General features: G+C 69.9%; 21 protein-coding genes. 10 read left to right on the forward strand and 11 right to left on the reverse strand.

Going from position 1 to position 21,715, the window contains the following annotated elements:
- The first annotated feature begins 138 nt into the window (after nucleotides 1-138).
- Both K3888_RS05700 and K3888_RS05705 read left to right on the forward strand, forming a co-directional pair.
- Nucleotides 139-1,404, forward strand: a complete 1,266-nt coding sequence (locus K3888_RS05700; RefSeq protein ID WP_230929282.1) for a TerC family protein — start codon at nucleotides 139-141, stop codon at nucleotides 1,402-1,404.
- 331 nt (nucleotides 1,405-1,735) lie between these two features.
- The gene (locus tag K3888_RS05705; RefSeq protein WP_230929283.1) at nucleotides 1,736-3,010 is read left to right on the forward strand and encodes a pyridoxal phosphate-dependent aminotransferase; all 1,275 of its coding nucleotides are present in this window, start codon (nucleotides 1,736-1,738) and stop codon (nucleotides 3,008-3,010) included.
- A 128-nt stretch (nucleotides 3,011-3,138) separates the two neighbouring features.
- Here K3888_RS05705 and K3888_RS05710 read toward each other — a convergent pair whose 3' ends face one another.
- The 5 genes from K3888_RS05710 to K3888_RS05730 form a co-directional block, all read right to left on the reverse strand.
- On the reverse strand, nucleotides 3,139-4,287 hold the full coding sequence (locus K3888_RS05710; protein ID WP_230929284.1) for an alpha/beta hydrolase: 1,149 nt from the start codon (nucleotides 4,285-4,287) through the stop codon (nucleotides 3,139-3,141).
- A 71-nt stretch (nucleotides 4,288-4,358) separates the two neighbouring features.
- On the reverse strand, nucleotides 4,359-5,540 hold the full coding sequence (locus K3888_RS05715) for an alpha/beta hydrolase (RefSeq protein ID WP_230929285.1): 1,182 nt from the start codon (nucleotides 5,538-5,540) through the stop codon (nucleotides 4,359-4,361).
- Between the two features lie 82 nt (nucleotides 5,541-5,622).
- Nucleotides 5,623-6,114, reverse strand: a complete 492-nt coding sequence (locus K3888_RS05720) for a glutathione peroxidase (RefSeq protein WP_230929286.1) — start codon at nucleotides 6,112-6,114, stop codon at nucleotides 5,623-5,625.
- A 125-nt stretch (nucleotides 6,115-6,239) separates the two neighbouring features.
- Nucleotides 6,240-7,604, reverse strand: coding sequence for an MFS transporter (locus tag K3888_RS05725; protein ID WP_230929287.1), 1,365 nt, complete (start codon nucleotides 7,602-7,604; stop codon nucleotides 6,240-6,242).
- Nucleotides 7,605-7,783: 179 nt separating this feature from the next.
- Entirely contained in the window at nucleotides 7,784-8,125 is a 342-nt protein-coding gene (locus tag K3888_RS05730; protein WP_230929288.1) for a transglycosylase family protein, read from the reverse strand.
- A 238-nt stretch (nucleotides 8,126-8,363) separates the two neighbouring features.
- Between K3888_RS05730 and K3888_RS05735 the strand changes: the two genes are divergently transcribed.
- Both K3888_RS05735 and K3888_RS05740 read left to right on the forward strand, forming a co-directional pair.
- A complete protein-coding gene (locus K3888_RS05735; RefSeq protein WP_230929289.1) occupies nucleotides 8,364-8,576 on the forward strand; it encodes a hypervirulence associated TUDOR domain-containing protein in 213 nt (70 codons plus the stop codon).
- Nucleotides 8,573-9,541: an alpha/beta fold hydrolase gene (locus K3888_RS05740; RefSeq protein ID WP_230929290.1), complete on the forward strand. Its 969-nt coding sequence runs from the start codon at nucleotides 8,573-8,575 to the stop codon at nucleotides 9,539-9,541. Before K3888_RS05735 ends, K3888_RS05740 begins: the two co-directional genes overlap by 4 nt.
- Here K3888_RS05740 and K3888_RS05745 read toward each other — a convergent pair.
- Nucleotides 9,479-10,348: a PhzF family phenazine biosynthesis protein gene (locus K3888_RS05745; protein ID WP_230929291.1), complete on the reverse strand. Its 870-nt coding sequence runs from the start codon at nucleotides 10,346-10,348 to the stop codon at nucleotides 9,479-9,481. The two genes, K3888_RS05740 and K3888_RS05745, sit on opposite strands and share 63 nt — an antisense overlap.
- 66 nt (nucleotides 10,349-10,414) lie before the next feature.
- Nucleotides 10,415-10,876, reverse strand: coding sequence for an SRPBCC family protein (locus K3888_RS05750; protein WP_230929292.1), 462 nt, complete (start codon nucleotides 10,874-10,876; stop codon nucleotides 10,415-10,417).
- 98 nt (nucleotides 10,877-10,974) lie between these two features.
- Between K3888_RS05750 and K3888_RS05755 the strand changes: the two genes are divergently transcribed.
- The gene (locus tag K3888_RS05755; RefSeq protein WP_230929293.1) at nucleotides 10,975-11,718 is read left to right on the forward strand and encodes a dienelactone hydrolase family protein; all 744 of its coding nucleotides are present in this window, start codon (nucleotides 10,975-10,977) and stop codon (nucleotides 11,716-11,718) included.
- A 90-nt stretch (nucleotides 11,719-11,808) separates the two neighbouring features.
- Here the strand turns inward: K3888_RS05755 and K3888_RS05760 are convergent, their stop codons facing one another.
- Nucleotides 11,809-12,636, reverse strand: a complete 828-nt coding sequence (locus tag K3888_RS05760; protein ID WP_230929294.1) for an SDR family NAD(P)-dependent oxidoreductase — start codon at nucleotides 12,634-12,636, stop codon at nucleotides 11,809-11,811.
- Entirely contained in the window at nucleotides 12,633-14,270 is a 1,638-nt protein-coding gene (locus K3888_RS05765; protein ID WP_230929295.1) for a flavin-containing monooxygenase, read from the reverse strand. The genes K3888_RS05760 and K3888_RS05765 overlap by 4 nt, the downstream gene beginning before the upstream one ends.
- A 90-nt stretch (nucleotides 14,271-14,360) precedes the next feature.
- Between K3888_RS05765 and K3888_RS05770 the strand changes: the two genes are divergently transcribed.
- From K3888_RS05770 to K3888_RS05785, 4 genes are all read left to right on the forward strand, one after another.
- Nucleotides 14,361-15,398, forward strand: a complete 1,038-nt coding sequence (locus tag K3888_RS05770; RefSeq protein WP_230929296.1) for an AraC family transcriptional regulator — start codon at nucleotides 14,361-14,363, stop codon at nucleotides 15,396-15,398.
- Nucleotides 15,395-16,072 carry a TetR/AcrR family transcriptional regulator gene (locus tag K3888_RS05775; RefSeq protein WP_230929297.1) on the forward strand — a complete coding sequence of 226 codons (678 nt, stop codon included), beginning with the start codon at nucleotides 15,395-15,397 and terminating at the stop codon, nucleotides 16,070-16,072. The genes K3888_RS05770 and K3888_RS05775 overlap by 4 nt, the downstream gene beginning before the upstream one ends.
- Before the next feature lie 137 nt (nucleotides 16,073-16,209).
- On the forward strand, nucleotides 16,210-17,223 hold the full coding sequence (locus K3888_RS05780) for an AurF N-oxygenase family protein (RefSeq protein ID WP_230929298.1): 1,014 nt from the start codon (nucleotides 16,210-16,212) through the stop codon (nucleotides 17,221-17,223).
- Nucleotides 17,224-17,229: 6 nt separating this feature from the next.
- Nucleotides 17,230-18,831: an FAD-dependent oxidoreductase gene (locus tag K3888_RS05785; RefSeq protein WP_230929299.1), complete on the forward strand. Its 1,602-nt coding sequence runs from the start codon at nucleotides 17,230-17,232 to the stop codon at nucleotides 18,829-18,831.
- Here K3888_RS05785 and K3888_RS05790 read toward each other — a convergent pair.
- Together K3888_RS05790 and K3888_RS05795 are read right to left on the reverse strand one after the other, a co-directional pair.
- Nucleotides 18,828-19,571: an MBL fold metallo-hydrolase gene (locus tag K3888_RS05790; protein WP_230929300.1), complete on the reverse strand. Its 744-nt coding sequence runs from the start codon at nucleotides 19,569-19,571 to the stop codon at nucleotides 18,828-18,830. The genes K3888_RS05785 and K3888_RS05790 overlap by 4 nt on opposite strands.
- Nucleotides 19,572-19,683: 112 nt before the next feature.
- On the reverse strand, nucleotides 19,684-20,352 hold the full coding sequence (locus tag K3888_RS05795; protein WP_230929301.1) for a TetR/AcrR family transcriptional regulator: 669 nt from the start codon (nucleotides 20,350-20,352) through the stop codon (nucleotides 19,684-19,686).
- 67 nt (nucleotides 20,353-20,419) lie between these two features.
- Between K3888_RS05795 and K3888_RS05800 the strand changes: the two genes are divergently transcribed.
- Nucleotides 20,420-21,712: a cytochrome P450 gene (locus tag K3888_RS05800; RefSeq protein WP_230929302.1), complete on the forward strand. Its 1,293-nt coding sequence runs from the start codon at nucleotides 20,420-20,422 to the stop codon at nucleotides 21,710-21,712.
- Nucleotides 21,713-21,715 lie beyond the last annotated feature (3 nt).

A 21,715-nucleotide genomic window follows, 5' to 3' on the forward strand; every position in this document is an offset into this window, starting at 1 on the left:
GGACGTCAGCACGCGGGCCCGAGGATCGGGTCGGCCGGGCACAGCGGCTCACACCAACGGTCAAGGCCCGGGTGAGCGGAGAGACTCACGGGGCTTTGTCGTCCCACGCCGTCTCTCACGAAAGGACCCTCCCCGTCCATGGAGATCACTCCGCTGCTCTGGGGCATCACGATCGCGGTGATCGTGGGCCTGTTGGCCTTCGACTATTTCTTCCACGTGCGCAAGGCGCACCTGCCGACCATCCGCGAGGCCGCGGTCTGGTCCGCGATCTACGTCGGTCTGGCCCTGCTGTTCGGTCTCATGTTCTTCGCCGTGGGCGACACCGCGCACGCCGTCGAGTACTACGCCGGCTACATCACCGAGAAGGCGTTGAGCGTCGACAACCTCTTCGTGTTCCTGGTGATCATGGCGTCGTTCAAGGTGCCGCGTGAGTTCCAGCAGAAGGTGCTGCTGTTCGGCATCACGTTCGCGCTGATCTCGCGCACGGTGTTCATCCTCCTCGGCGCCGCGATCATCGAGGCCTGGTCGGACGTGTTCTACCTGTTCGGCATCGCGCTCCTGCTCATCGCCGGCCAGCAACTCCGGGGCGAGCTCACCGGGGACAAGGAGGGCAAGGACGAGGCCGACAACGTCATGGTCCGGCTGGCCAGGCGGTTCCTGCCGGCCTCCGAGCACTACGACGGCGACAAACTGTTCACCCGCGAGAACGGCAAGCGGCTGCTCACGCCGATGCTGCTGGTCATGGTGGCGATCGGTGCCACCGACATCCTGTTCGCGTTCGACTCGATCCCCGCGATTTTCGGTCTGACGCAGGAGCCGTACATCGTCTTCACCGCCACCGCGTTCTCGCTGATGGGTCTGCGGCAGCTGTACTTCCTCATCGACGGCCTGCTCGACCGACTGGTGTACCTGTCCTACGGGCTGTCCGCGATCCTCGGGTTCATCGGCGTAAAGCTGATCCTGCACGCGCTGCACGAGAACAACCTGCCGTTCATCAACGAGGGCGAGAACGTCGCCGTCGTGGAGATCCCCACCAACCTCTCGCTGCTGGTGATCGTGATCATCCTGGCGATCACCGTGGCGGTCTCGCTGCTCAGCCCCAAGGGCAAGGCGCTGCGTGCGCTGCAGAACGCCGAGCGCTACGCCTACCGTTACTCCAAGCTCGCCGAGGACACGGACGTCCCCGACACCGACCGCGTGCAGGCCGAGCAGCTCATGGACGACTGGACCCGCAAGGCCGAGGCCGTGGCGCCGAAGTTCCGCGAGGAACTGCTCGAACACAAGGACAAGTACTCCGACATCATCCGCACCGCGCACGAGACCCGGTTGGCGTCCGCGCGGGCTGCGGGTCGCGAGGCCGGCGAGTCCGAGAAGATCGTCAAGCAGCGCGGCCCCACGGTCTGACGGCGCCGGGGCCCGGGGCCCGGGGCCTGGGGCCTGGGGCCTGGGGCCTGGGGCGGCGTGCCCGGGCCCCGCTGGCCCGGGCCGGGACAGCCGGCGCTGACCCCGGCCCCGCCGGACCTTGTCGACATGAGTGCGAAACTCGTCGGCATCACTGCGAACCCAGCCCGGAAAAATAGCAGTGACGCCACCAAAGTTCGAGCAACGCCGACACCGGACGACCGGCCGTCAGCGATCCCCGTATCGGCCGCCGCGAACCTTCGACAAAGTGGTCTCACCATTCAGTCCGAAGTGGACCTTCCCAGCCGTGCCACTTAGCGGATGGAATGGCCACATGCAGAACTCCGCGACCGTCACCAACCGCCCGGCGCCCACGTACCGCCAGTCCGCACGCCTCCGCGACGTCCGTTACGACGTGCGCGGCCCCATCCTCACCGAGGCGATGCGACTCGAGGCCGAGGGCCACGACATCCTGCGCCTGAACCTGGGCAACATGCGCCCGTTCGGCCTCGACGCACGCCCCGAGATCGTCGAGGCCGTGGCCCGCGACCTCGGCGACGGCCAGGCCTACTCGGATTCGCGCGGAATCCCGGTCGCGCGCGAGGCGGTCGCCGAGCACTACCGCCGCTGCGGGATCGACCAGATCTCGGCCGAGGACGTGTTCCTGGGCAACGGCGTCAGCGAGCTCATCACCCTCGTCCTGCAGGCCCTGGTGAACCCGGGCGACGAGATCCTGGTTCCCGCGCCGGACTACCCCACGTGGACGGGCGCCGTGAACCTCACGGGCGGTGTGCCCGTGCACTACCTGGCCGACGAGGACAACGGCTGGAACCCGTCGCTGGAGGACATCGAGTCCAAGGTCACCCCTCGCACCAAGGCGCTCGTCCTGATCAACCCGAACAACCCGACGGGCGCGGTCTACAGCGAGGAGACGGTCCGCGGGATGGCCGACATCGCTCGCCGCCACGGACTCGTCCTGCTCAGCGACGAGATCTACGAGGAGCTGGTCTTCGGCGACGCCGTGCATCACCACGCGGCGCTCGCAGCCGGCAGCGACGTGTTGTGTCTGACCTTCGGCGGCCTGTCCAAGGCGTACCGGGTGTGCGGCTACCGGGCCGGCTGGGTCGCCGCGACCGGGCCGCTCGACCACGCCGCGGACCTGCTCGAGGGCATCACGCTGCTGTCGAACATGCGGGTCTGCCCCAACGTGCCCGGCCAGTTCGCGATCCCGGTGGCGCTCGCCGCGGGCACGCCCGGCTCCGCGCTCCCGGCGGACGTCGTCGACCCGGGCGGCCGCCTGGAGTCGCAGCTGGCGATGGCGTCGGACGCCCTGAATGCGATCCCCGGGGTGAGCTGCGTACCGCCGCGCGGAGCCCTGTACTGCTTCCCGCGGATCGACCGGGAGATGTACGGGATCGACGACGACGAGGAGTTCGTCCTCGATCTACTGCGCTCGGAGCACGTTCTCGTCACGCACGGGACGGGCTTCAACTGGCCCGAGCCTGACCATTTCCGGATCGTCTGCCTGCCGGAGGCAGGCGTTCTGGAGCGGGCGATCGCCTCGATCGGCGACTACCTCGCCCGCCGCAGGCTCCGCGTCGCGGCGTGACCCCGGCCCCGCCCCGCAAGACGCGCCGTCTTATCGTCCAGAGGGTTCCGCTCACATCTCGCGAGTAGACGTGTGCGGAACCCTCTGGGCGATGGGCGCGAGCCGGTGACTTCGCGTATCTCGCCTGATCAGCCCTGGAGCGCGGGCTTGATGTAGTCCCACCCGGCGTCGAAGTTCTTCATGAAATTGACCCAGTTGTGGGCGCCGGTCGGGGTGTAGACGACCTCGTGCTCGACACCGGCCTGGTTGAGTGCCCGCTCGAACGCCGTGGTGCCCTCGAGAACTCCGCGCTCGAGAACCACGCCCACGGCCAGCGACTGCACGTCCCCCTTGTACGCCGCGAGGTCGTCGGGCCCGATGACTCCGCTCCCTGCCGAGAAGAACACGCTCTTGCCATCCAGGCCGCTTACATGGGAGATCGTGTCGTTCTCCCGCCACTGGTCACTGCCGTGCGGGCCCCACATGTTCTGGACGTCGGCGCCGCGCGTCTCGACGGTCATGCGCAACGTCTGGTAGCCGAGCGGGTCCATGGTGGAGTAGTTGCCACTGAACGACATCACGGCGTCGTACATGTCGTATGTCGCGGCGAGGTGCATCGCCGCCTGGCCGCCCATCGAGATGCCGCCGACCGCCGCCTTGTCGGTCACCTTCAGCTGCGACTCGACGATCCCGGGCAGCTCCTCGGTGAGGAACGTCTCCCACTTGTAGTTTCCGAGGAGCGGATCGTCGCTCTTCCAATCCGTCCAGTACGAGGCGTACGCCCCGGTGGGGGCCACGACGTGGACGTTGTCGTTCGCGAGCGGCCGCGTGTCGGTCTTGGCCATGGACCGCCATCCGGAGGGCTTCTCCGGGGAGTCGACACCGTCGAGCAGGTAGAGCACCGGGGCGGGCCCCTCCCCCTTGGACGGCATCACCTCGACGAGGACCTCCCGCTGCATCGCGAAGGAGTCGACGACCCAGTATTCGTAGTCCCCGACCTTCGTCTTGCTGACGAAGCCCGGTTCTGCGACGTCCTTGTGCGGGCGGGGCTCGCCGTACAGAGGAGTTTGCGAGCCCGTGCCCAGCGGGAAGTCCGCCGAGCCGACCGAGCCGATGACCCCGGCGGTCGATCCGACCGGCAGCGAGCCGATCACCTCGAGCGCCGTCTCCACTCCTCCCTCACCGAGGCTGGACACGTCGATGTCCTGGGCCGCGGCGGGGCCGGCCGAGCCGATGGTCAGGGCGGTGGCGAGAGCGCCGGCGGTGGTGGCCGCGAGGCGGCGCAGTGCGGGATTCATGTGTCTCCGATGGCGGATCGTGTCGCCGCCCGGTGACGACGAGAAAAGGTGGTGCAGAAAGAGCCGGCGGCTCAGTACAGCGCCGACTTGATGTAGTCCCAGCCGGGCTTGATCTTCGGCACAAAGGTATGCCAGTTGTGGAAGCCTGTGTCGGCGTAGTCGGCGAGATGCTTGATGCCCTCGCGATCGAGTACCCGCTCGAACTCCTCGGTTCCGGACCGCACGCCCGACTCCAGCAGGAGCCCCAGGGTCATCTTGAGGTAGTCGGTCCCGTACTCCTCGATATCCGCCTGCCCGACCCTGGGGCTGCCGGCGGAGAAGTAGACGGCGGTGTTCTCGAGGCCCTGCACGTGCGAGATCGTGTCGTGGTCCTTCCAGCGGTCGCTGCCGCGCGGGCCCCACATGTTCTCGAGCTCGCCACCCCGGCCCTCGATGGCGCCGCGGATCGATTGGTAGCCCAGTTCGTCCATGGTCGAGTAGTAGCCGGAGATGGACATGACGCCCTGGTAGAGCTCGGGGTGCGTGGCCGCGAGGTGCATCGCCGCCTGACCGCCCATCGATACGCCGCCGACGGCGTTGTTGCCGTTGGTCGGCGTCCCGCGCTCCGCGAGTTGCGATTCGACGATGCCGGGCAGCTCCTCGGTGAGGAACGTCTCCCACTTGTTGTAGCCCAGAGTCGGGTCCTCGGCGTTCCAGTCGGCCCAGTACGCCGAGTACGCGCCGGTGGGCGCCACGATGTGGACGTTCTCGTTCTGCATCATCTCGTCGATGTGCACCTGGTGTCGGTAGCCGGAATTGCCCTCCGGCGAGTCGACGCCGTCGAGCATGTACAGCGCCGGCGCCGGACCCTGGTCGGTGACCTGCGAGGGAACGACCTCGACGATCACCTCTCGCTGCATCGCCGCGGAGGTGACCAGCCAGTACTCGTACTCGCCGACGGTCTTGTCGATCTCGACGAACTTCGACTCGGTGATCGTGTCCTGGCGCGGGCGGGGCGGCTTCTTGAGCTCCTGCAGTGACCCGGCGCCGTCGAGCGGGAAGTCGGAGGATCCGAGGGCGCCCAGCGAGCCGAGGGCGGACCCGAGCGGCAGGGAACCGGCGACCGAGCCGATCAGCTCAACTTCTTCGAGTCCGAGCGAGGAGGTGTCGATGCCGTCGAGTTGGGCGTAGGCGGGCGTGATCGACCCGATGGTGAGGGCGAGGGTGAGGGCGCCGGCGGTGGCGGCCGCGAGGCGACGGAGTCCGAGGGACATGAGGCTCCAGATTCGAGGGGAGGGTGTGCGCGGAAAGCTTAATCGATCCTGAGCGCCGACGCGTTACGAGACCCTCGCACGATCACCCGCGCAGGGCCCCCTCAACCGCTCCGCCGAGGTCCTGCGGCTTCCGGTTAGGGCCGAAGCGGCCCACCACCCGACCGTCGCGACCGATGAGGAACTTGGTGAAGTTCCACGTGATGCGCCCGCCGAGCATCCCGGACTTCTCCGATCTGAGCCAGCGGTACAGCGGGTGGGCATTGGCGCCGTTGACGTCGATCTTGGAGAACATCGGGAACTCCACGCCGAAGTTCCGTTCGCAGAATTCCCCGATCTGTTCCTCGTCGCCCGGCTCCTGGTGCGCGAACTGGTCACAGGGGAAGCCGAGCACCACGAGCCCGTCCTCGCGGTAGTCCTCGTAGAGCTTCTGCAGGCCCTTGTACTGCGGGGTGAATCCGCACTTGCTCGCGGTATTGACCACCAGTACGACCCGGCCCGCGTAGTCCGAGAGCTCCTTCTCGCTTCCGTCGAGCAGGCGGGCCCGGAAGTCCGAGAGAGTGGGGGTGTCGGCCATGAGGACTCCTCGTTGTTCGCGTTGTCGTCGTCGTTCTGGTCTGTCCCCGACGCACGCGGCTCGGTCGCGCGCGGATCACGCTCCATTGTTCCCCGGCGACCGGCGCTCGTGGGGCCGCAGCGCCGCTACCGGCCGCGGGAGACGTCCGGCATCGTCAGCGCCGAGGCAGCGCCGATCAGGCCCAGCACGGCGAGGAAGACCAGCGCCCACTGGACGCCGAGCAACGCGAGTGCCGAACTGATGCCGCCGACCAGCAACAGGATGATCCCCATGCTGGTGTTGCCCACCGCTACATAGGCGGTTCGCGTGTCCCCTTCCGCGACGTCCACGACGTAGGTCTTGCGGCCGACCCGCACGCCGGAGTGCAGCAACGTGAGCAGGAAGTAGGAGCCCACGAACACGGCCGTGCCGGCGGCCGATCCGCCGTCGAAGCCGGGGACCGCGAGCACCACCACGACCAGCGCGATCGCCACGAGCGAGGCCGCCGAGGCCGCGCGCGCCATCAGCAGCCGGCTGGACCGGTCGGCCATGCGGCCGAAGATCCGCCCGCCGATCAGCGACGCCACGCCCGAGGCGAGGATGAACCCGCCCAGCCCGGTCAGGGCGTGGGTGCCCGCGGCGACCGAAATCGACACGATGAACGGCGGGCTCAGTGACGACACCAGCAGCAGCCCGCGCACGGAGATGAACTTCCGGAAGGTGGGGTCCTCGCGGAACAGGCGCGCGGCGTCGGCGAACCACGAGCCGGACGCGCCCTCGCCGCCCGAGCCCGAGCCCGAGGCGTCGGCCTCACCGGACTTCTCCGACCGCCCCTCCCCCGCGGGCTCCTTGACCTGGGCGTACACCGCCGCGGACAGGGTCCACATCACCGCGCCCGCCGCCAGCAGGATCGCGATCTGCCCGGCGTTGATGTCGTGTCCACCCACCAGCCGGATCGCCAGACCCAGCGTGACGGCCACGAGCCCCGCGGCGGAGGTGGCCAGCCCGATGATCTGCCCGCGTTCGCCGGACGGAATCGTGCGCCCCTGGACGTCCTTGGACGCGATCGAACACAGGCAGCGGCCCAGCGAGAACACGACGAGCGCCGCCAGGATCCCCACGCCCGCGGCGGTCCCGTGACCGAGCGCGGCGATCGCGGCCATCACCGCCACCGACGCCGCCTGCACGCCCGCGCCGGTGACGAACACCCACTTGCGCCGCCGCACCCGCACGACCAGCGGCGTGAGGAATGCCTGCGGCAGCATCGACCCCGACTCGCGGATCGGCACCAGCAGTCCCACCAGCGCGGCCGGCACACCGATCACGTGGAACAGCCACGGCAGGACGGTCGACGCGCTGACCATCTGGTCCCCCGACGACTGCAACGTGTTGGCCGCGACGAGCCGCAGCCCGTTGCGCGGCACGTCCCGCTGTACGTCGCGGGGCAGCGCCGTCTCGGCGGAATCGACCCGCGTGACAAGGCGGGTGTACAGGCGGTCGGGGGCGCTCACGTCTCAGGACAGTAGCCGCCCCCTCCGACACCACAGCCCGGAACCCCACAACCGCGGAATCCGCCACCCTCCGCCCGGGTCCGCTGCCCTCTACGGGGTAGCGGGCCCGGAACGCGGGTAGCGGATTCCGGGAGCGTTCGGCTGGACGGATTCACCCGGCCAGCCCGTCGGCTGTCGCGTCAGCCGAGCGGCCCGCCGCAGTTGGGCCACGCGCCAGCGCCCTGGCTGGCGAGCACCCGCTCGCCCACCGCGATCTGCTGCTCCTTAGTGGCCTGGTCGGCGGTGGCGGCGTACTCGCCGCCGCCGTGCGCGGTCCAGGTCTGCGCGGCGAACTGCAGGCCACCGTAGTAGCCGTTTCCGGTGTTGATCTGCCAGTTGCCGCCGGACTCGCACTGGGCGACCTGCTCCCAGGCGGCCGGTCCGGCGGCGTTGGCGGCCGGCGTGGCGAGGCTTGCGGCCCCGGCGGCGACTCCTCCCGCGAGGAAGGCGCCGGCGAGGGTTCGGACGAGGGTCTTCTGCATTCTTCGTGACCTCCATAGGGGTCTGGCGTGTCGTGCATCGGTCGTCGGACAGCCGCCGACCCTACGTACCCGGCCGGGGAGGTGCGCAAGGTCGGAGCCGGTGCGAACCGGGGATCGGGGGATCGGCGGGGGTCGACGACGACGAGGCGCGCCGCAGGTCACGGCCCCGAATCGCCGGGTGCGATCGCCGGGCATTCGAGCGGTGGTGACATCGCCCACATCAAGGCAGGCTGGGGCCATGAGTGCTTTCGCGAAGGGTGACCATGTCGAGTGGAACTCCGAGGCGGGGATGGTCAGCGGCGTGATCCGGGCGGTCCACACCAAGGACGTGGAGTTCAAGGGCCGGACACGGCGCTGCAGCCCGGAGGAGCCGCAGTACGAGATCAGCAGCGACAAGACCGACCACGTCGCCATGCACAAGGAGAGCGCCCTGCGGAAGATCAGTAAGTGACCGACAGCTCGATCGCCATCGAGGATCGGGCCACTGGCAGGCCTCGCTCGGTGGCGATCCACGAGTGCGGCGACCCGTCCGGCGCACCCCTGATCCACTTCCACGGCACCCCTGGCTCCAGGCTCGAGGCGGATTTCGGCCACGAGATCGCCGCCAGGGCGGGCGTACGGGTGATCGGCTTCGACCGGCCCGGCTACGGCGCTTCCGATGCCGCGCCGATCAGCGCGGTGGGCATCGCTCACGACGCGGAGTCGATCGCCGATCATTTGAGGCTGGAACGGTTCGCGGTGTCGGCGTGGTCAGGCGGTACCGCGTTCGCGTTGGCGACCGCCGCTGTGCTGCCTGAGCGCGTCTCACGTGTGGGGATCGCCGGCGGGTTGGCGCCGTTCGACCGGATGCCCGGTGCCCACGACTCGCTCTCGCCGAACGACCTCGAGGCGCTGGCGCAGCTCCCCGCCGATCCGGCTCGTGCCGCGGGGCTCTTCCGCACCGGGAACGCCGATACGCTCGGGGCGATGCTCTCGGTTCGCGACGACGAGGCAGCGCCCTGGATCGACTGGATGTTCGCGTCCAGCGACGCCGAGGTGGTCGCCCGCCCCGAAGCCCGCCGCGCGCTGGCCGTGAACTTTCGTGAGGCGCTGCGCCAGGGCACGGACGCGATCGCGTGGGACAACGTGGCGTTCGTGGGCCCGTGGGGGGTGCAGGTCGAGGACGTCGTCGCGCCGGTTCTGCTCTGGTACGGAGACCGTGACGAGATGGTCCCACCGACCAACGGGCAGTGGCTCGCCGAGCACCTCGCCCACGCCCACTTGACCGTCTACCCGGGCGAGGGCCATCTGGTACCGCTGACCCGCTGGGCCGAGATACTGCGGGCGCTGACCGTCGACCACCGACCCGCCGAATCACTCATGGAGGATCAGCTTCGCGGTACCGGACACAACGATCCCGTTGTGTTCCGGAATTGACACTTCGAGCAGGCTGGGGCGGCCGACATGGGCACCCTGGTGGATGTGCACTGCCCGGGATAGTGGGACCCGGCCGATCTCGCGCAGGTATGCGCCGGTGGCGGCAGCGGCGGATCCGGTTGCCGGGTCCTCGTTGATGCGGCCGACCGGAAAGATGTTGCGTGCGACGAACTCGTCGTCAGCGACGGGATGCAACACCGTGATGGTGCCCGCCCACCCGCGCTCACTCATCATCTCGGCGACGGGTGCCGGTGCGAATCGGAACTGGTTGAAGATCTCAGCGTCGCGCAGCACCAGCATCGGATGCCAGTTGCCGGCGAAGGCCTCGCGGGCTGGGAAGTCGGGGTGCAGGTCCCCGGCTCGCAACCCCAGTAGGTCGAGGGCTCGGTCGGTCACGTCGGACGGCATCGCGCGACCTTCGGGTTGCACACTGGTGAAACTCACCCGGACACCGTCATCCGTGTTCTCGACCGCCAAAGAGACCTCACCGACCTCGGTGTCGAAAACGATGCTCTCGACGCTGTATCGCTCTGCCAGCGCGACGCCGGTCGCCACGGTCGCATGGCCGCAGAACGGCACCTCCGCGGCCGGCGACCAGTAGCGAATGCCGACGATCAGACCGCGCAGCTCGGTGCTGATGTTCGTCACGAACGCTGTCTCCGGGTGGCCGACTCGTGCGGCGATGCGCAACATCTCCGCATCGCTCAGTTCAGCGGCATCGAGCACTATGCCCGCGGGGTTTCCCCCGCCTTCCGCTGCGGCGAACGCGGCGTACCGCAGGATCTCGGGCTCGACCAAGGAGTTCATGAGTCAAGGCTAAACATCGCGCGCTGCATCAGCCCGCGGCCGAGTGGAGGCTCAGGCAGTGGCCGCTCAGCCGGCGACGGCGGCCGCGAGGTTGCCCAGGGTGTCGGCGAGCTGCTTCTCCGACACCACCGGGAACGACAGTTTCTCCCGGAGCTTCTTGTCGACCGCGGACCAGTCGTAGGTGAGCCGGACCCTGGTCGAGTCGGGCCCCTCGGGCGTGAGCTCCCAGACCCACTCCCAGCCGGGGGGCTCAGTGCCGGCGGGGGCGGTCTTCCACGCGAGCAGCTTGTCGTCGACGAACCCGGTGACGTGGTTGTCGGTCCGGTACTCGCCGCCCATGGCCTCGGCGTACATGTCCATGGTGAACACGTCGCCCACCTGCTGGATGCGGTCGGTCTTGTAGTCGCCGCGGACCATGCCCGAGCCGTCCAACCGGGCGTGGTTCTCCGGGTTGGACAGGCACTCGAAGATCTCGGCCGCCGAGTGGTCGATCACTCGCTCGACGATGACGTTGGTGGAATCACTCATGCCCCCACCGTGCACGCTGACGGCCGAGCGCGCATCCGCTCCGGGGCCGAGATGGCCGAATGCTTGCCGGGTCAGCCGAGTCCGGGTAGGCACTGCGTATGGGAACCACACTCGAGATCACCACCGACGACGGAACCGCCGAGGCCTACCTGACCGGGTCCGGCCCGGGTGTGCTGTTCTTCATCGACGCCATCGGGCTGCGGCCGCGCATCGAGGAGATGGCCGACCGGATCGCCGGCTGGGGCTACACCGTCCTGGCCCCGAACGTCTTCTACCGGCTCGGCACCAGCGAGGAACTGCTCCCGCCGATGGATCTGACCGTCCCCGAGAACCGGAAGGCGTACGGGCCGGTGATCATGCCCCGCGTGCAGGGCTATACGCCGGACCTGTCCGACCCCGACACCGCGCGTTGGCTCGACGTCCTCGGCGAGCACGCGCGCCCGGGGCCCGTCGGCGTGACCGGCTACTGCATGGGTGCCCGGCTGGCGGTGCGGGCGGCGGCACTCCGGCCCGAGCATGTGGTGGCGGCCGCGGGCTTCCATGGCGCGGCCCTCGTCGACGGCTCCGAGGCGAGCCCGCATCTGCTGTTGCCGCACTGCCGGGCCGAGTTCGCGTTCGGGCATGCTGACGCCGACCCGGCCAACGACGCCGAGGCGATCGCCGAGCTGGACCGGGCGCTCGACGCCGCCGGGCTGACCGCGGTGAACGAGACCTATCCGGACGCTCCGCACGGCTTCAGCATGTCGGACACCGCCTCCTACCAGGAGGAAGGCGCCGAGCGGATGTTCCGCACGCTGGAGGACCTCCTCCAGCGCACGCTGGGCGGCCCCGCCCGGGGCTGACCCCCGCAGGCGGCCCCGCCCGGGGCTAGCTGACCCGGGACTGGCCGGCCCGGGGTTGGCCGACTCTGGAGGGCCGGCCCCGGGCGCGCCTCAGCCGCGGCGGGCCGTGAAGCGACCGATCAGGCGGGTGCCCGCCAGGAACGGGACTCGCGTGAACCGCTTGGAATACCAGGCGAAGGTCGCGAACGCGTCCGGGGTGATCACGACGCGACGCGCCTCTATGCCCCGGATCGCCCGGCGGGCGATGATCTCCGAGGTGAGGTGCGTCTTGGAGAGTAGCTTGCGCGCCATCTCGTCCGACTGCGCATCTTCCCCGGACAGCGAATCCGCGAGCCCGGACTGGAAGAACTGCGGGCAGATCACCGACGTCGACACGCCCCGGTGCCGCAGTTCCGCGTCGAGGGTCTCCCCCAACGCGACCGCCGCGGCCTTGGTGGCGTTGTAGGCGCTCATCTGCGGTGCGTGCACCAGGCCGGCCGCCGAGGCGGTGATGACGATCCGGCCGCCGTCCGGGATCCGGCCGGCGAAGGTGCGGCAGCCGCGCACGACCCCCAGCAGGTTGATCTCGACGATCCGCTGCCACGCGGCCATCGACGTGATCCCGATCGGCCCGCCCACCGCGATTCCGGCGTTGTTGACCAGTACGTCCAGTCGGTCGATATCCGCGGCCGCCGCCTCCCAGTCCGCGTCCGAGGTCACGTCCAGTCGACGGTACGTCCAGCGCCCGGTCAGCGCCCGCACCTCGGCCGGCGCCTCGGCGTGGACATCCGTGAGGATCACCTCGTCACCGAGCGCCAGGAACTCGCGCGTCAGCGCCAGCCCGAGCCCGGATGCCGCACCGGTGATGAGGACACGACGCGAGCCGGCCTCGGCCGCCGACGCCCCCGCGCGGCCACGTCGGGAAAGGAATCCGCTCATCGGGTCAGGCCCACCTTGTCGTCGTCGTTCTCGTCGTCGTACTCGATGCCCGCGCCCTCGTGGCCCGCGACCTCAGGGCTCGCGTCGGCACTCCCGACGCCTGGCCACCTGCCGGACAGCTCCACGTCCGGACCGAAGGCCATCCCGCGGCGCTGGTCGCCGAACGCGAGCTCCGGGATCTCCACCAGGTAGTTCTGCACATAGCGCCACGGCCGGGTCTCGCCCTGTTTGGGGAAGAGATGGCCGTCGCGCCGGATGTAGCCGGCGTCGAAGTCGAGCAACAGCCGGTCGGCGGGCTCCTCGGGCGCGGTCGGCGCGTATACGGTGTCGCCCCGCTTCCACAGTTTGACCATGTAGCGCGAGACCATGTCGGCGCGCAGGGTCCACGACGAGTTGATATAGCCGACGGTGAAGCTGAAGTTGGGCACGCCGGCGAGCATCATGCCCCGGTAGGTGACCTGGGACGGGCCGTCGAGCTCCCGGCCGTCGATGCTCAGGGTGCCGCCGCCGAACGCCTGGAGCCGCAGGCCGGTGGCGGTGACGATCACGTCGGCCGGGATCTCTTCGCCGCCTACTAGCCGGATGCCGTCGGGGGTGAACGTCTCGATGTGCCCGGTCACCACGCGCGCACCCCGCTGCAGCGAGCGGAAGATGTCGCCGTCGGGGGCCTTGCACACGCGCTGATCCCACGGGCGGTAGTCGGGCGTGAAGTGCTGGTCGATCATCTCGGCGGAGATGAACCGGCGCTGCATCGCGCGCAAGACCCGCTTGAACAGCCACGGGGCCCGCTGCGCCACCACGAACTGCCCCATGTCGCGCGCACCGTGGTTGAAGCGCGCGACCTTGTAGGCCAGCGGGCCCGGCAACAGGCGCTTCCACACCGCGCTGATGGTGTCCTTCTCCGGCAGCGGGCCGATGTAGCTTGGGGTGCGCTGCAGCATCGTCACCTCTGCGCCCAGCTGCTCCAGCGACGGCAGCAGTGTGACCGCCGTGGCGCCGGAGCCGATCACGACGATCTTGCGGCCCTCGTAGTCCATGTTCTCGGGCCACTGCTGTGGGTGGATGATCTCGCCGCGGAAGTCGGCCTCGCCCGGGAACTCGGGGCGGTAGCCCTCGGCGTGCGAGTAGTAGCCGGCGCCGTAGTGGACCCGGCGGGCCCACACGATGCGCTCGGTGGTGGTCGCGGCGTCATCGGCGGTAGTGCGGTCGGTGGAGGCGTCGCCGCCCACGTGACACGTAACGCGGTACAGCTGTAGAGCACTGTTCCAATCGGAGTCGGCGACCCACGACCGCAGATGTAGCCGGTCCAGCGCGCCGGCCTCGCGGGCGGTGTCGCGGATGTACTCCTTGATGTCGGCGCCGCCGCCGAGCGTGGAGTCGTGGGGCCACGGCCGGAACGGGAAGCCGAAGGTGGCCATGTCCGAGTCCGAACGGATGCCCGGGTAGCGGAAGGTGTGCCACGTTCCGCCGAGATCGTCATGGGCGTCGTGGATCTCCCATTCCCACTGCGGGAAGGTGCGATTGACGTGGTGCGCGAGATCGATCCCGGAGATCCCCGCGCCCACGATCAGCAGGTCCAGCGGGTTTTCTGGCGTCGCGCCGGGCCGCTGGCGACTGTCGGTGGAAGTACTCATGCCGAGTACCGTAGCCGCGCCTGGCGTCAGAAACCTTCCGTAATGCGCCAACAAGTTGAGAATTCGCGCCACCCGACGCAGGGTTACCCCATGGCTTTCATCCGATCGGCAGGCCTGCGCGGTGTCCGACAGGTGGTCACCGACCTGGGCGGGGACCCCGACGATCTGGCCCGGCGCTGCGGCCTGCCGACCGCCGCCCTGGACAGCGACGAGATCCTGGTCGAGGACCTGGCGATCGCCCTGCTGCTGGAGACGGCCGCCGCCGAGCTCGACTGCCCGGACCTCGGCCTGCGGGTGGCCCAACTCCAGGACCTGGACATGCTGGGCCCGGTCGCCGTGGCCGTGAAGAACGCGCGCAGCACCACCCAGGCGCTCGAGATGACCTCCAAGTACCTGTTCTTCCACTCGCGGTCGATCGAGATCACCGTGATCCCCGATCCCAGGGGCGACGACGACGTGCTGGGCGTGCGTTTCGGATACCGCGACGTGGACCAGGAGATCCCCCCGCAGTCCGTCGACCTGGTGCTCCTGTTCCTGCACCGCGCGATGCAGAGCGTGCTGGGGCCTGACTACGGACTCCTGTCGGTGGAGTTGCCGAACGAACTCGGCGCTGCGGAGCAGCAGTACCGGGAGCTGTTCGGCGCCCCGGTGGCGGCGTCGACCCCGGGCGCGGTGCTGCGCGTGCCGTCCGCGCTGCTCGGGCAGCCCATCCCCGGCGGCGACCAGACCCTGCAGCAGTTGGCGCTCCGATACCTCGACCAGCACGTCCCCGCGGACCGACGCGGGTTCGTCGACCACGCCCGCGCGGTGCTGCACCAGTCGCTGGAGACCGGCACCTCCTCGCTCGCGGACGTGGCCGGCCTGCTGGCGGTGTCACCGCGCACGTTGCAGCGCGAGCTCGCCAAGGAGGGCACGACCTTCGCCGCGATCCGCGACGACGTCCGTCGCGAAACGGCGCTGCGACTGCTCACCACCACGGAGATCCCGCTGTACCAGATCGCCTCCGCCCTCGATCTGGGCGATGCGACCACGTTCAGTCAGTATTCCCGTCGCTGGTGGGGGAAGACCGCTCGCCAGGTGCGACTCGGCGGCACGCCTGCCGCCGAGGTGGGAGACTGGAAACCATGAGCTCGATCCCGGCGTCCGACCCCCTGGCCATGCTCCGCTCCGGGCGGGGACTGGAGGACGGGGCCGAGCCGGACGACCCGATCCGCGAGCAGATCCTCGACGCCGCGACAGCGCAGTTCCAGAGCGTCGGGATCGCCCGGTCCACGATGAACGACATCACGCGGCGGGCCGGGTTGGCGCGGATGACCCTGTACCGGCGGTTCGCCAACAAGCAGGAGCTCGTCGAGGCGACGCTGCTGCGGGAGTCGGCGTGGTTCCTGTCCGACCTGCAGCAGGAGATCGACGCCCACGACACGGTGGAGGACAAGCTCACCGAGGGGTTCGCCTTCACCGTCGAGACGCTGCGGGATCATGACCTGCTCAACCGGCTCCTGGAGACCGAGGCGGAGGCGACCGTCCCGCACTTCACGGTCCAGGGGGCACCGCTGATCACCGCGGCCGCGCACTTCCTGGCCGGCGAGGTCTCCCGCAACGCCCCCGACTCGCGCAGCTACGAGGAACTGCTGGTCGTTGCCGAGGTGACCGTGCGGCTCGTGATCTCGTTCGTCCTCAGTCCGTCCATGGTCATCGACCTGGACGACCCCGAGGTCTCCCGGGCGTTCGCCCGCAACCACCTCGGTCCGCTGCTCGGCCCGTCGGCGTTCGCCGGCGAGGTCGGACCAGCGCATTCCTGAGTAATTCTTCGTGGGCGGTTGACGAAACACCCCTCCGTGTCTAGCGTCAGTTACAAATAGATCGCGGATGTCACTCTGTATCGATCCGCATCTGGCTCCCACGCTCCCGGCAACGGCCGGTGACCGGAAGGATGATCATGACTGCTGTCGCACCCGCCCCGTCGGCGACCACCGAGGAGTACGAGAACACGCTCCGGCGCCTGTCGGACGCCTCGGTCCACCGCAGCTTCGACCCGTTCAAGGACATCTCCTGGGATCACCCGGACTTCAAGGCGGATCCCACGGACAAGCGCTGGATCCTGCCCGCGGGGATCGACCCGCTGGGCGGGCACCCCTGGTACCTGTCGCAGCCCGAGGAGAAGCAGATCGCGATCGGCCTGTGGCGCCAGGCCAACATCATGAAGGTCGGCCTGCAGTTCGAGAACATCCTGATCCGCGGGATCATGCAGTACGTCTTCAAGTCGGAGAACGGCTCGGCCGAGTTCCGTTACCTCACGCACGAGGCGACCGAGGAGTGCCACCACACCCAGATGTTCCAGCAGGGTGTGAACGCCATCGGCGCTGACGTCCCGGGGATGCCCAAGTGGCTGCGCCGGATCTCGCCCATCATCCCGATGGCGGCCGGGCCGTTCCCGGTGGCCTTCTTCATCGGCGTCCTCGCCGGCGAGGAGCCGATCGACCACACGCAGAAGCAGGTCCTGCGCAACTCGGACAACCTCCCGCCGGTGCTGTCGCGGATCATGGAGATCCACGTCGCCGAGGAGGCCCGCCACATCTCCTTCGCCCACACCTTCGTCGCCCGCAACGCGCCGCGCATGTCCCGCCGCGAGAAGTTCTTGGTCTCGCTGGCGTTCCCGGTGATCATGCGGCTGCTGTGCGACGCGATCCTCAAGCCCACCAAGGAGTTCCGCGACGCCTTCGACATCCCGCAGGAGGTTGTCGACGAGTTGTACTGGGACGGCCCCGAGTCGCGCCGGTTCCTGTCGGACCTGTTCGGTGACGTGCGCATGCTCGCCGAGGATTCCGGGCTCATGAACCCGACCGCCCGCCGGGTGTGGAAGGCGCTGAAGATCGACGGCCGCCCCTCGCGTTTCCGCGGCGAGCCGCCGGTCGCGTTCCACGAGCCGGCCCCGGCCGCCGCCGCGAGCTAGGCTGCCATGCCCCACGTCATCACGCAGGCCTGCTGCGCGGACGCCTCGTGCGTCCACGCCTGCCCGGTCAACTGCATCCATCCCACGCCGGACGAGCCGGATTTCGGCACCGCCGAGATGCTCTACATCGACCCGGTGTCGTGCGTGGACTGCGGCGCCTGCGTGGGGGCGTGCCCGGTCGGGGCGATCGTGCCGCACACCGAGCTGGCCCCGGAGCAGCAGGACTTCCTGCGCATAAACGCGGAGCTCACCGGGGACAACCGTCCGTCCCGGCCCCAGGCCCGCGTGCCGGCGTTGGTGCGCCTGGGTCCGACCCGCACAACGCTGCGGGTAGCGGTGGTGGGCGCCGGCCCGGCCGCGCTGTACGCCGCGGACGCCCTGCTGCGACAGGACGACGTGCAGGTCACGGTCTTCGACCGGCTGCCGGTGCCGCACGGTCTCGCCCGCCACGGCGTGGCGCCCGACCACACCAGCACCCGCGCGGTCGCGGACCTATTCACCGCGATCGAGGACGAGCCCGGCTTCGACTACCGGCTGGGCGTGCGAATCGGCGAGGACGTCACCGCCGCCGAACTCGCCGCGCACCACCACGCCGTTATCTACGCGACCGGTGCGGGGACCGACCGGCCACTGTCCATCCCGGGCACCGACCTCCCCGGCAGCACGTCCGCGACAGAGGTGGTGGCCTGGTACAACGATCACCCCGACCACGTGGACGCGCACGTGCCGCTGGACCACGAGCGCGCGGTGATCGTCGGCAACGGCAACGTGGCGCTGGACGTCGCGCGCATCCTTGCCACCGACCCGGAGCGGCTGGCCGACACCTCGATCGCTCCGCACGCCCTGGACGCGTTGCGCCACAGCCGAGTGCAGGAGGTGGTGGTGCTGGGCCGGCGCGGCCCGCAGCACGCCGCGTTCACCCTGCCCGAGCTGGTGGGTCTGGCCAGGCGGGAGGACATCGACCTGCGCGTCGAGGCCCCCGACGGCATCGACGTGGACGCCGCGACCGACCGACAGACGCGCCTCAAGCTGGAGTATCTCGCCGAGCTCGCCGCGCGCCGGCCCGCCGCGCCCGGCGATCGCCGCCGGATCGTGCTGCGCTTCCAGGCCTCCCCCGTGGAGGTCGTGGGAACCGACCGTGCGGAGGGCCTGCGGGTGGTGCGCACCGAACTCGAGGTCGACGACGACACCGGCACCGCCCGCGCCATCCCGGTTCCTGGCTCCGAAGAGGTCATCGCGGCCGGACTCATCCTGGGTTCGGTCGGCTACCGTGGCGTTCCGGTGCCGGGAGTGCCGTTCGATCCGGCCTCCGCAACGATCCCCAGCTCGCAGGGCCGCGTGCTCGACGAGCCCGGCGGCGACGAGCTGCCGGGCCAGTACGTGGTGGGCTGGATCAAGCGCGGACCGCGCGGGTTCATCGGCTCCAACAAGACGTGTGCGGCGGAGACCGTCAACGCCCTGTTGGCCGACGCCAACTCGGGGACGCTGCCGTCGCCGCGGCCCGCGTCCGAGTTCGACGCGCTGCTACGCGGTCGCCGACCCGATCTCATCGATGGTGCCGCATGGCGTCGCGCTCGCCCCCGCGCGAAGGCGGCGGCCTCCGCTTAGTGGGCCCCGGCGACCAGGGCCTGATCGACGGCGGTCTCGACGCCATCGGTCCACGGGTTGCCGTGCCCCGGTAGGACCACCGAGGCACCGGTTGCGGCGACGGCCCGCAGTGAGTCGATGGCGCGGGCGGTGTCGGACGTGGCGGCCGAGGCCACGATCTGGGGGCCGGCCACTCCGGTGTAGGGGTCGAAGGTCACCAGCGCGTCACCGCTGAGCACCACGTTTCGGTCGGGGAGGTGCAGGATGCAGTGCCCGTCGGTGTGGCCGGGCGAATGTACCGCGACCGGCGCACCCGGGTACGGCAACGCCGACCCCACGGCCATCTCCTCCGTCCGGTCGACGCCCCGGACCGTGAGGGCGCCGCCCAGCGCCATCCGACCGAGCGTCGGCAGCGACCGCGGGTGCAGCAGCGGATAGAGCAGGCGGTTGCGCTGTGGCGTGTACTGGTACGGGTGGGCGGCCAATCGGATGTCCTGCGGGTGGACGAGCACCGGGACCCGCCACTCGTCGCGGACGCGGCGGGCGAACCCGACGTGGTCGAAGTGCCCGTGGGTCAGCACTAGTGCCCGCACGTCGCCGGGGCGCCGTCCCAGTTCCTCGAGTGCGTCCAGCAGCATCGGCCACATCCGCGGAAGGCCGGCGTCCACGAGCGTGACCCCGTCGTCGTCTTCCACGAGGTAGCAGTTGACCCGGGCGTGGGTGAGCAGATGTACGCCGTCGGCGACGGAAGTGATGCGCATGAGGCCTCCTCCGGTGGTGTCGGGCACTCGCCGCGCTGAGTCCGGGCGGTCGACCCCTCGGTGTGATCACGGTAGGCACCGGGATGCGGGACCGACACCGGTCCGCCAGGTGTCACATCGCGGTGGGATCGTCCCCCGTGACGGCTCCCGGACGACCGATCGCCGCGCCGACCCGGGGCCGGCCGAGTCCCGCGGCCATCCAGTCGACCAGGTCCGCGACGTACTCGCGGTGCGGTGGGAACGAGTCGGGGGCGGCCTCCGCGCGGACGGCGAGGTCGGAGGTGACGACGACGACGAGTTGCCGCACCCGGTGCCGTGCCATCTCCGTGCCGCACCGTCGCGCCGTCTCGCTGACCAGTACCTCGAGCTGATCCTGGAGCACGGTGCCGCCGACCGGCCCGGCGGTGACGGTCCGACCGACCTCGGTCAGCGGCCCCACCTGGGCGATCACCCGGAGTATGCAGCGTCCCTCTTCGTCGAGGAGCAGATCCGCCAGCGGCGCCACCACGGCGCGTACCGCCTCCGGCAGGTCGGGCGGGTCCGCGCGCCAGCGCGCCAGGTCGGCCCGGCGCTCGTCCTCCATCCGCGCCACGCCGTCGGCGAGGATCTGCGCGAGCAGCCCGCGGCGGGAGCCGAAGTGATAGTTGATCGCCGAGTCGTTGCCCTGCCCGGCGTCGGCGACGATGTCCCGGACCCGGGCCGACTGCCAGCCCTCGTCCGCGAATCGGCGCAGTCCGGCCAGGTAGAGGGCCCGGCGGGTGTCGGCGGAGGTGCGCGGCATGGGTCGAGTCTAGACGGATTCGACCCGACCCCTTCCCTCGCATTAACAGTAGGTGTTAAATGGCGCCATGTCCGCCCAGACGCCTTCCGCAGCCGCTACCCCGCCCGTCCCTCCCACGCCGACCACCGCGACGGCCGACGTGTTCGACCCTTTCGATCCCGCGCACCTCGCCGACCCCTACCCGGCCTACCGGGTCCTCCGCGAGACCGACCCTGTCCACCACCACGTCGGCGACGGCTCCGCTGCCCGCCCCGACTTCTGGGCTCTGTCCCGCTACGCGGACATCGACGCCGCGGTCACCGCACCGGACCTCTTCTCCTCCGCCAGCGGTCTGACCTTCTACGCGGACGAGATCGCCGCGCTCGGCCTGGCCCCGACCATCGTGATGATGGATCCGCCCGAGCACTCGACCAAGCGCCGCCTGCTGGCCAGGGCTTTCTCGCCGAAGCGGGTGGCGGCCACCGAGCCGGTCATCCGCGAGTTCGTGCGGGGCCGCCTCACCGACCTCGGCGCGCGCTACTATGCCGGCGAGTCCGTCGACCTGCACCGCGACTTCTCCTCGCAGGTGCCGACGTTCGTGCTCGCGCACCTGTTTGACCTTCCGGAGGCCGACCGTCCGCTCTTCGACCCGTGGGTCACCGCGCTCACCTCACTCCAGGAGGAGGGCTTCCGCCCAGCGGGACTCGCGGGCGATGCCGTCTCGGCGGTCGCGGCGATGTTCGAGTACTTCGGGGCGCTCATCACGGAGCGTCGTGCGGCCCCCGGGGACGACCTCATCTCGGCGCTCACCCGGGCCGAGATCGATGGCCATACCCTCACCGACTGGGATGTCCTGGGGTTCTGCTTCGTGATCGTCGCCGGCGGCAACGACACCACCGGCAATCTCATCTCGCACACCGCCGCCCTGCTCGACCGGCACCCCGACCAACGCGCGATGCTCGCCGCGGACCCTGGCCTCATCCCCGGCGCGCTCACCGAATGTCTGCGCTTCGAGTCCAGCGTGCAGGCCCTGGCGCGGACCACCACTCGTGAAGTGACGATCGACGGCACGACGATCCCGGCCGAGGAGAAGGTGATGATGCTGTACGGATCGGCCAACCGCGACGAGCGCCACTACGGACCCACCGCCGACCGCCTCGACATCACCCGCGAGGACACCGGTCATCTCGCGTTCTCGCGCGGCCCGCATTTCTGCATCGGCTCCCACTTCGCCCGGTTGCAGGCCCGGCTCGCGGTCGAGGAACTCTATGCGGCCCACCCGCGCCTGGGCGTCGACCACCACAACGCCGTCCGCGCGCTCTCGCCCTTCACGCGCGGCTACGTGTCCCTGCCCGCCACGAACCTGTCCGCCACCGCCTGACCC

Origin of the sequence: Dietzia aurantiaca, assembly GCF_021033825.1 — a bacterium.
Classification (GTDB): Bacteria; Actinomycetota; Actinomycetes; order Mycobacteriales; family Mycobacteriaceae; genus Dietzia; species Dietzia aurantiaca.

Excerpts from the sequence above, each read along its gene's own strand:
- K3888_RS05795 (WP_230929301.1), bottom strand. The coding sequence starts at position 20,352 with ATGCCGCGCACCTCCGCCGACACCCGCCGGGCCCTCTACCTGGCCGGA.
- K3888_RS05745 (WP_230929291.1), bottom strand. The coding sequence starts at position 10,348 with ATGAACTCCTTGGTCGAGCCCGAGATCCTGCGGTACGCCGCGTTCGCC.
- K3888_RS05760 (WP_230929294.1), bottom strand. The coding sequence starts at position 12,636 with ATGAGCGGATTCCTTTCCCGACGTGGCCGCGCGGGGGCGTCGGCGGCC.
- K3888_RS05765 (WP_230929295.1), bottom strand. The coding sequence starts at position 14,270 with ATGAGTACTTCCACCGACAGTCGCCAGCGGCCCGGCGCGACGCCAGAA.
- K3888_RS05750 (WP_230929292.1), bottom strand. The coding sequence starts at position 10,876 with ATGAGTGATTCCACCAACGTCATCGTCGAGCGAGTGATCGACCACTCG.
- K3888_RS05720 (WP_230929286.1), bottom strand. The coding sequence starts at position 6,114 with ATGGCCGACACCCCCACTCTCTCGGACTTCCGGGCCCGCCTGCTCGAC.
- K3888_RS05735 (WP_230929289.1), top strand. The coding sequence starts at position 8,364 with ATGAGTGCTTTCGCGAAGGGTGACCATGTCGAGTGGAACTCCGAGGCG.
- K3888_RS05800 (WP_230929302.1), top strand. The coding sequence starts at position 20,420 with ATGTCCGCCCAGACGCCTTCCGCAGCCGCTACCCCGCCCGTCCCTCCC.
- K3888_RS05790 (WP_230929300.1), bottom strand. The coding sequence starts at position 19,571 with ATGCGCATCACTTCCGTCGCCGACGGCGTACATCTGCTCACCCACGCC.
- K3888_RS05770 (WP_230929296.1), top strand. The coding sequence starts at position 14,361 with ATGGCTTTCATCCGATCGGCAGGCCTGCGCGGTGTCCGACAGGTGGTC.
- K3888_RS05715 (WP_230929285.1), bottom strand. The coding sequence starts at position 5,540 with ATGTCCCTCGGACTCCGTCGCCTCGCGGCCGCCACCGCCGGCGCCCTC.
- K3888_RS05700 (WP_230929282.1), top strand. The coding sequence starts at position 139 with ATGGAGATCACTCCGCTGCTCTGGGGCATCACGATCGCGGTGATCGTG.
- K3888_RS05775 (WP_230929297.1), top strand. The coding sequence starts at position 15,395 with ATGAGCTCGATCCCGGCGTCCGACCCCCTGGCCATGCTCCGCTCCGGG.
- K3888_RS05730 (WP_230929288.1), bottom strand. The coding sequence starts at position 8,125 with ATGCAGAAGACCCTCGTCCGAACCCTCGCCGGCGCCTTCCTCGCGGGA.
- K3888_RS05780 (WP_230929298.1), top strand. The coding sequence starts at position 16,210 with ATGACTGCTGTCGCACCCGCCCCGTCGGCGACCACCGAGGAGTACGAG.
- K3888_RS05755 (WP_230929293.1), top strand. The coding sequence starts at position 10,975 with ATGGGAACCACACTCGAGATCACCACCGACGACGGAACCGCCGAGGCC.
- K3888_RS05705 (WP_230929283.1), top strand. The coding sequence starts at position 1,736 with ATGCAGAACTCCGCGACCGTCACCAACCGCCCGGCGCCCACGTACCGC.
- K3888_RS05710 (WP_230929284.1), bottom strand. The coding sequence starts at position 4,287 with ATGAATCCCGCACTGCGCCGCCTCGCGGCCACCACCGCCGGCGCTCTC.
- K3888_RS05785 (WP_230929299.1), top strand. The coding sequence starts at position 17,230 with ATGCCCCACGTCATCACGCAGGCCTGCTGCGCGGACGCCTCGTGCGTC.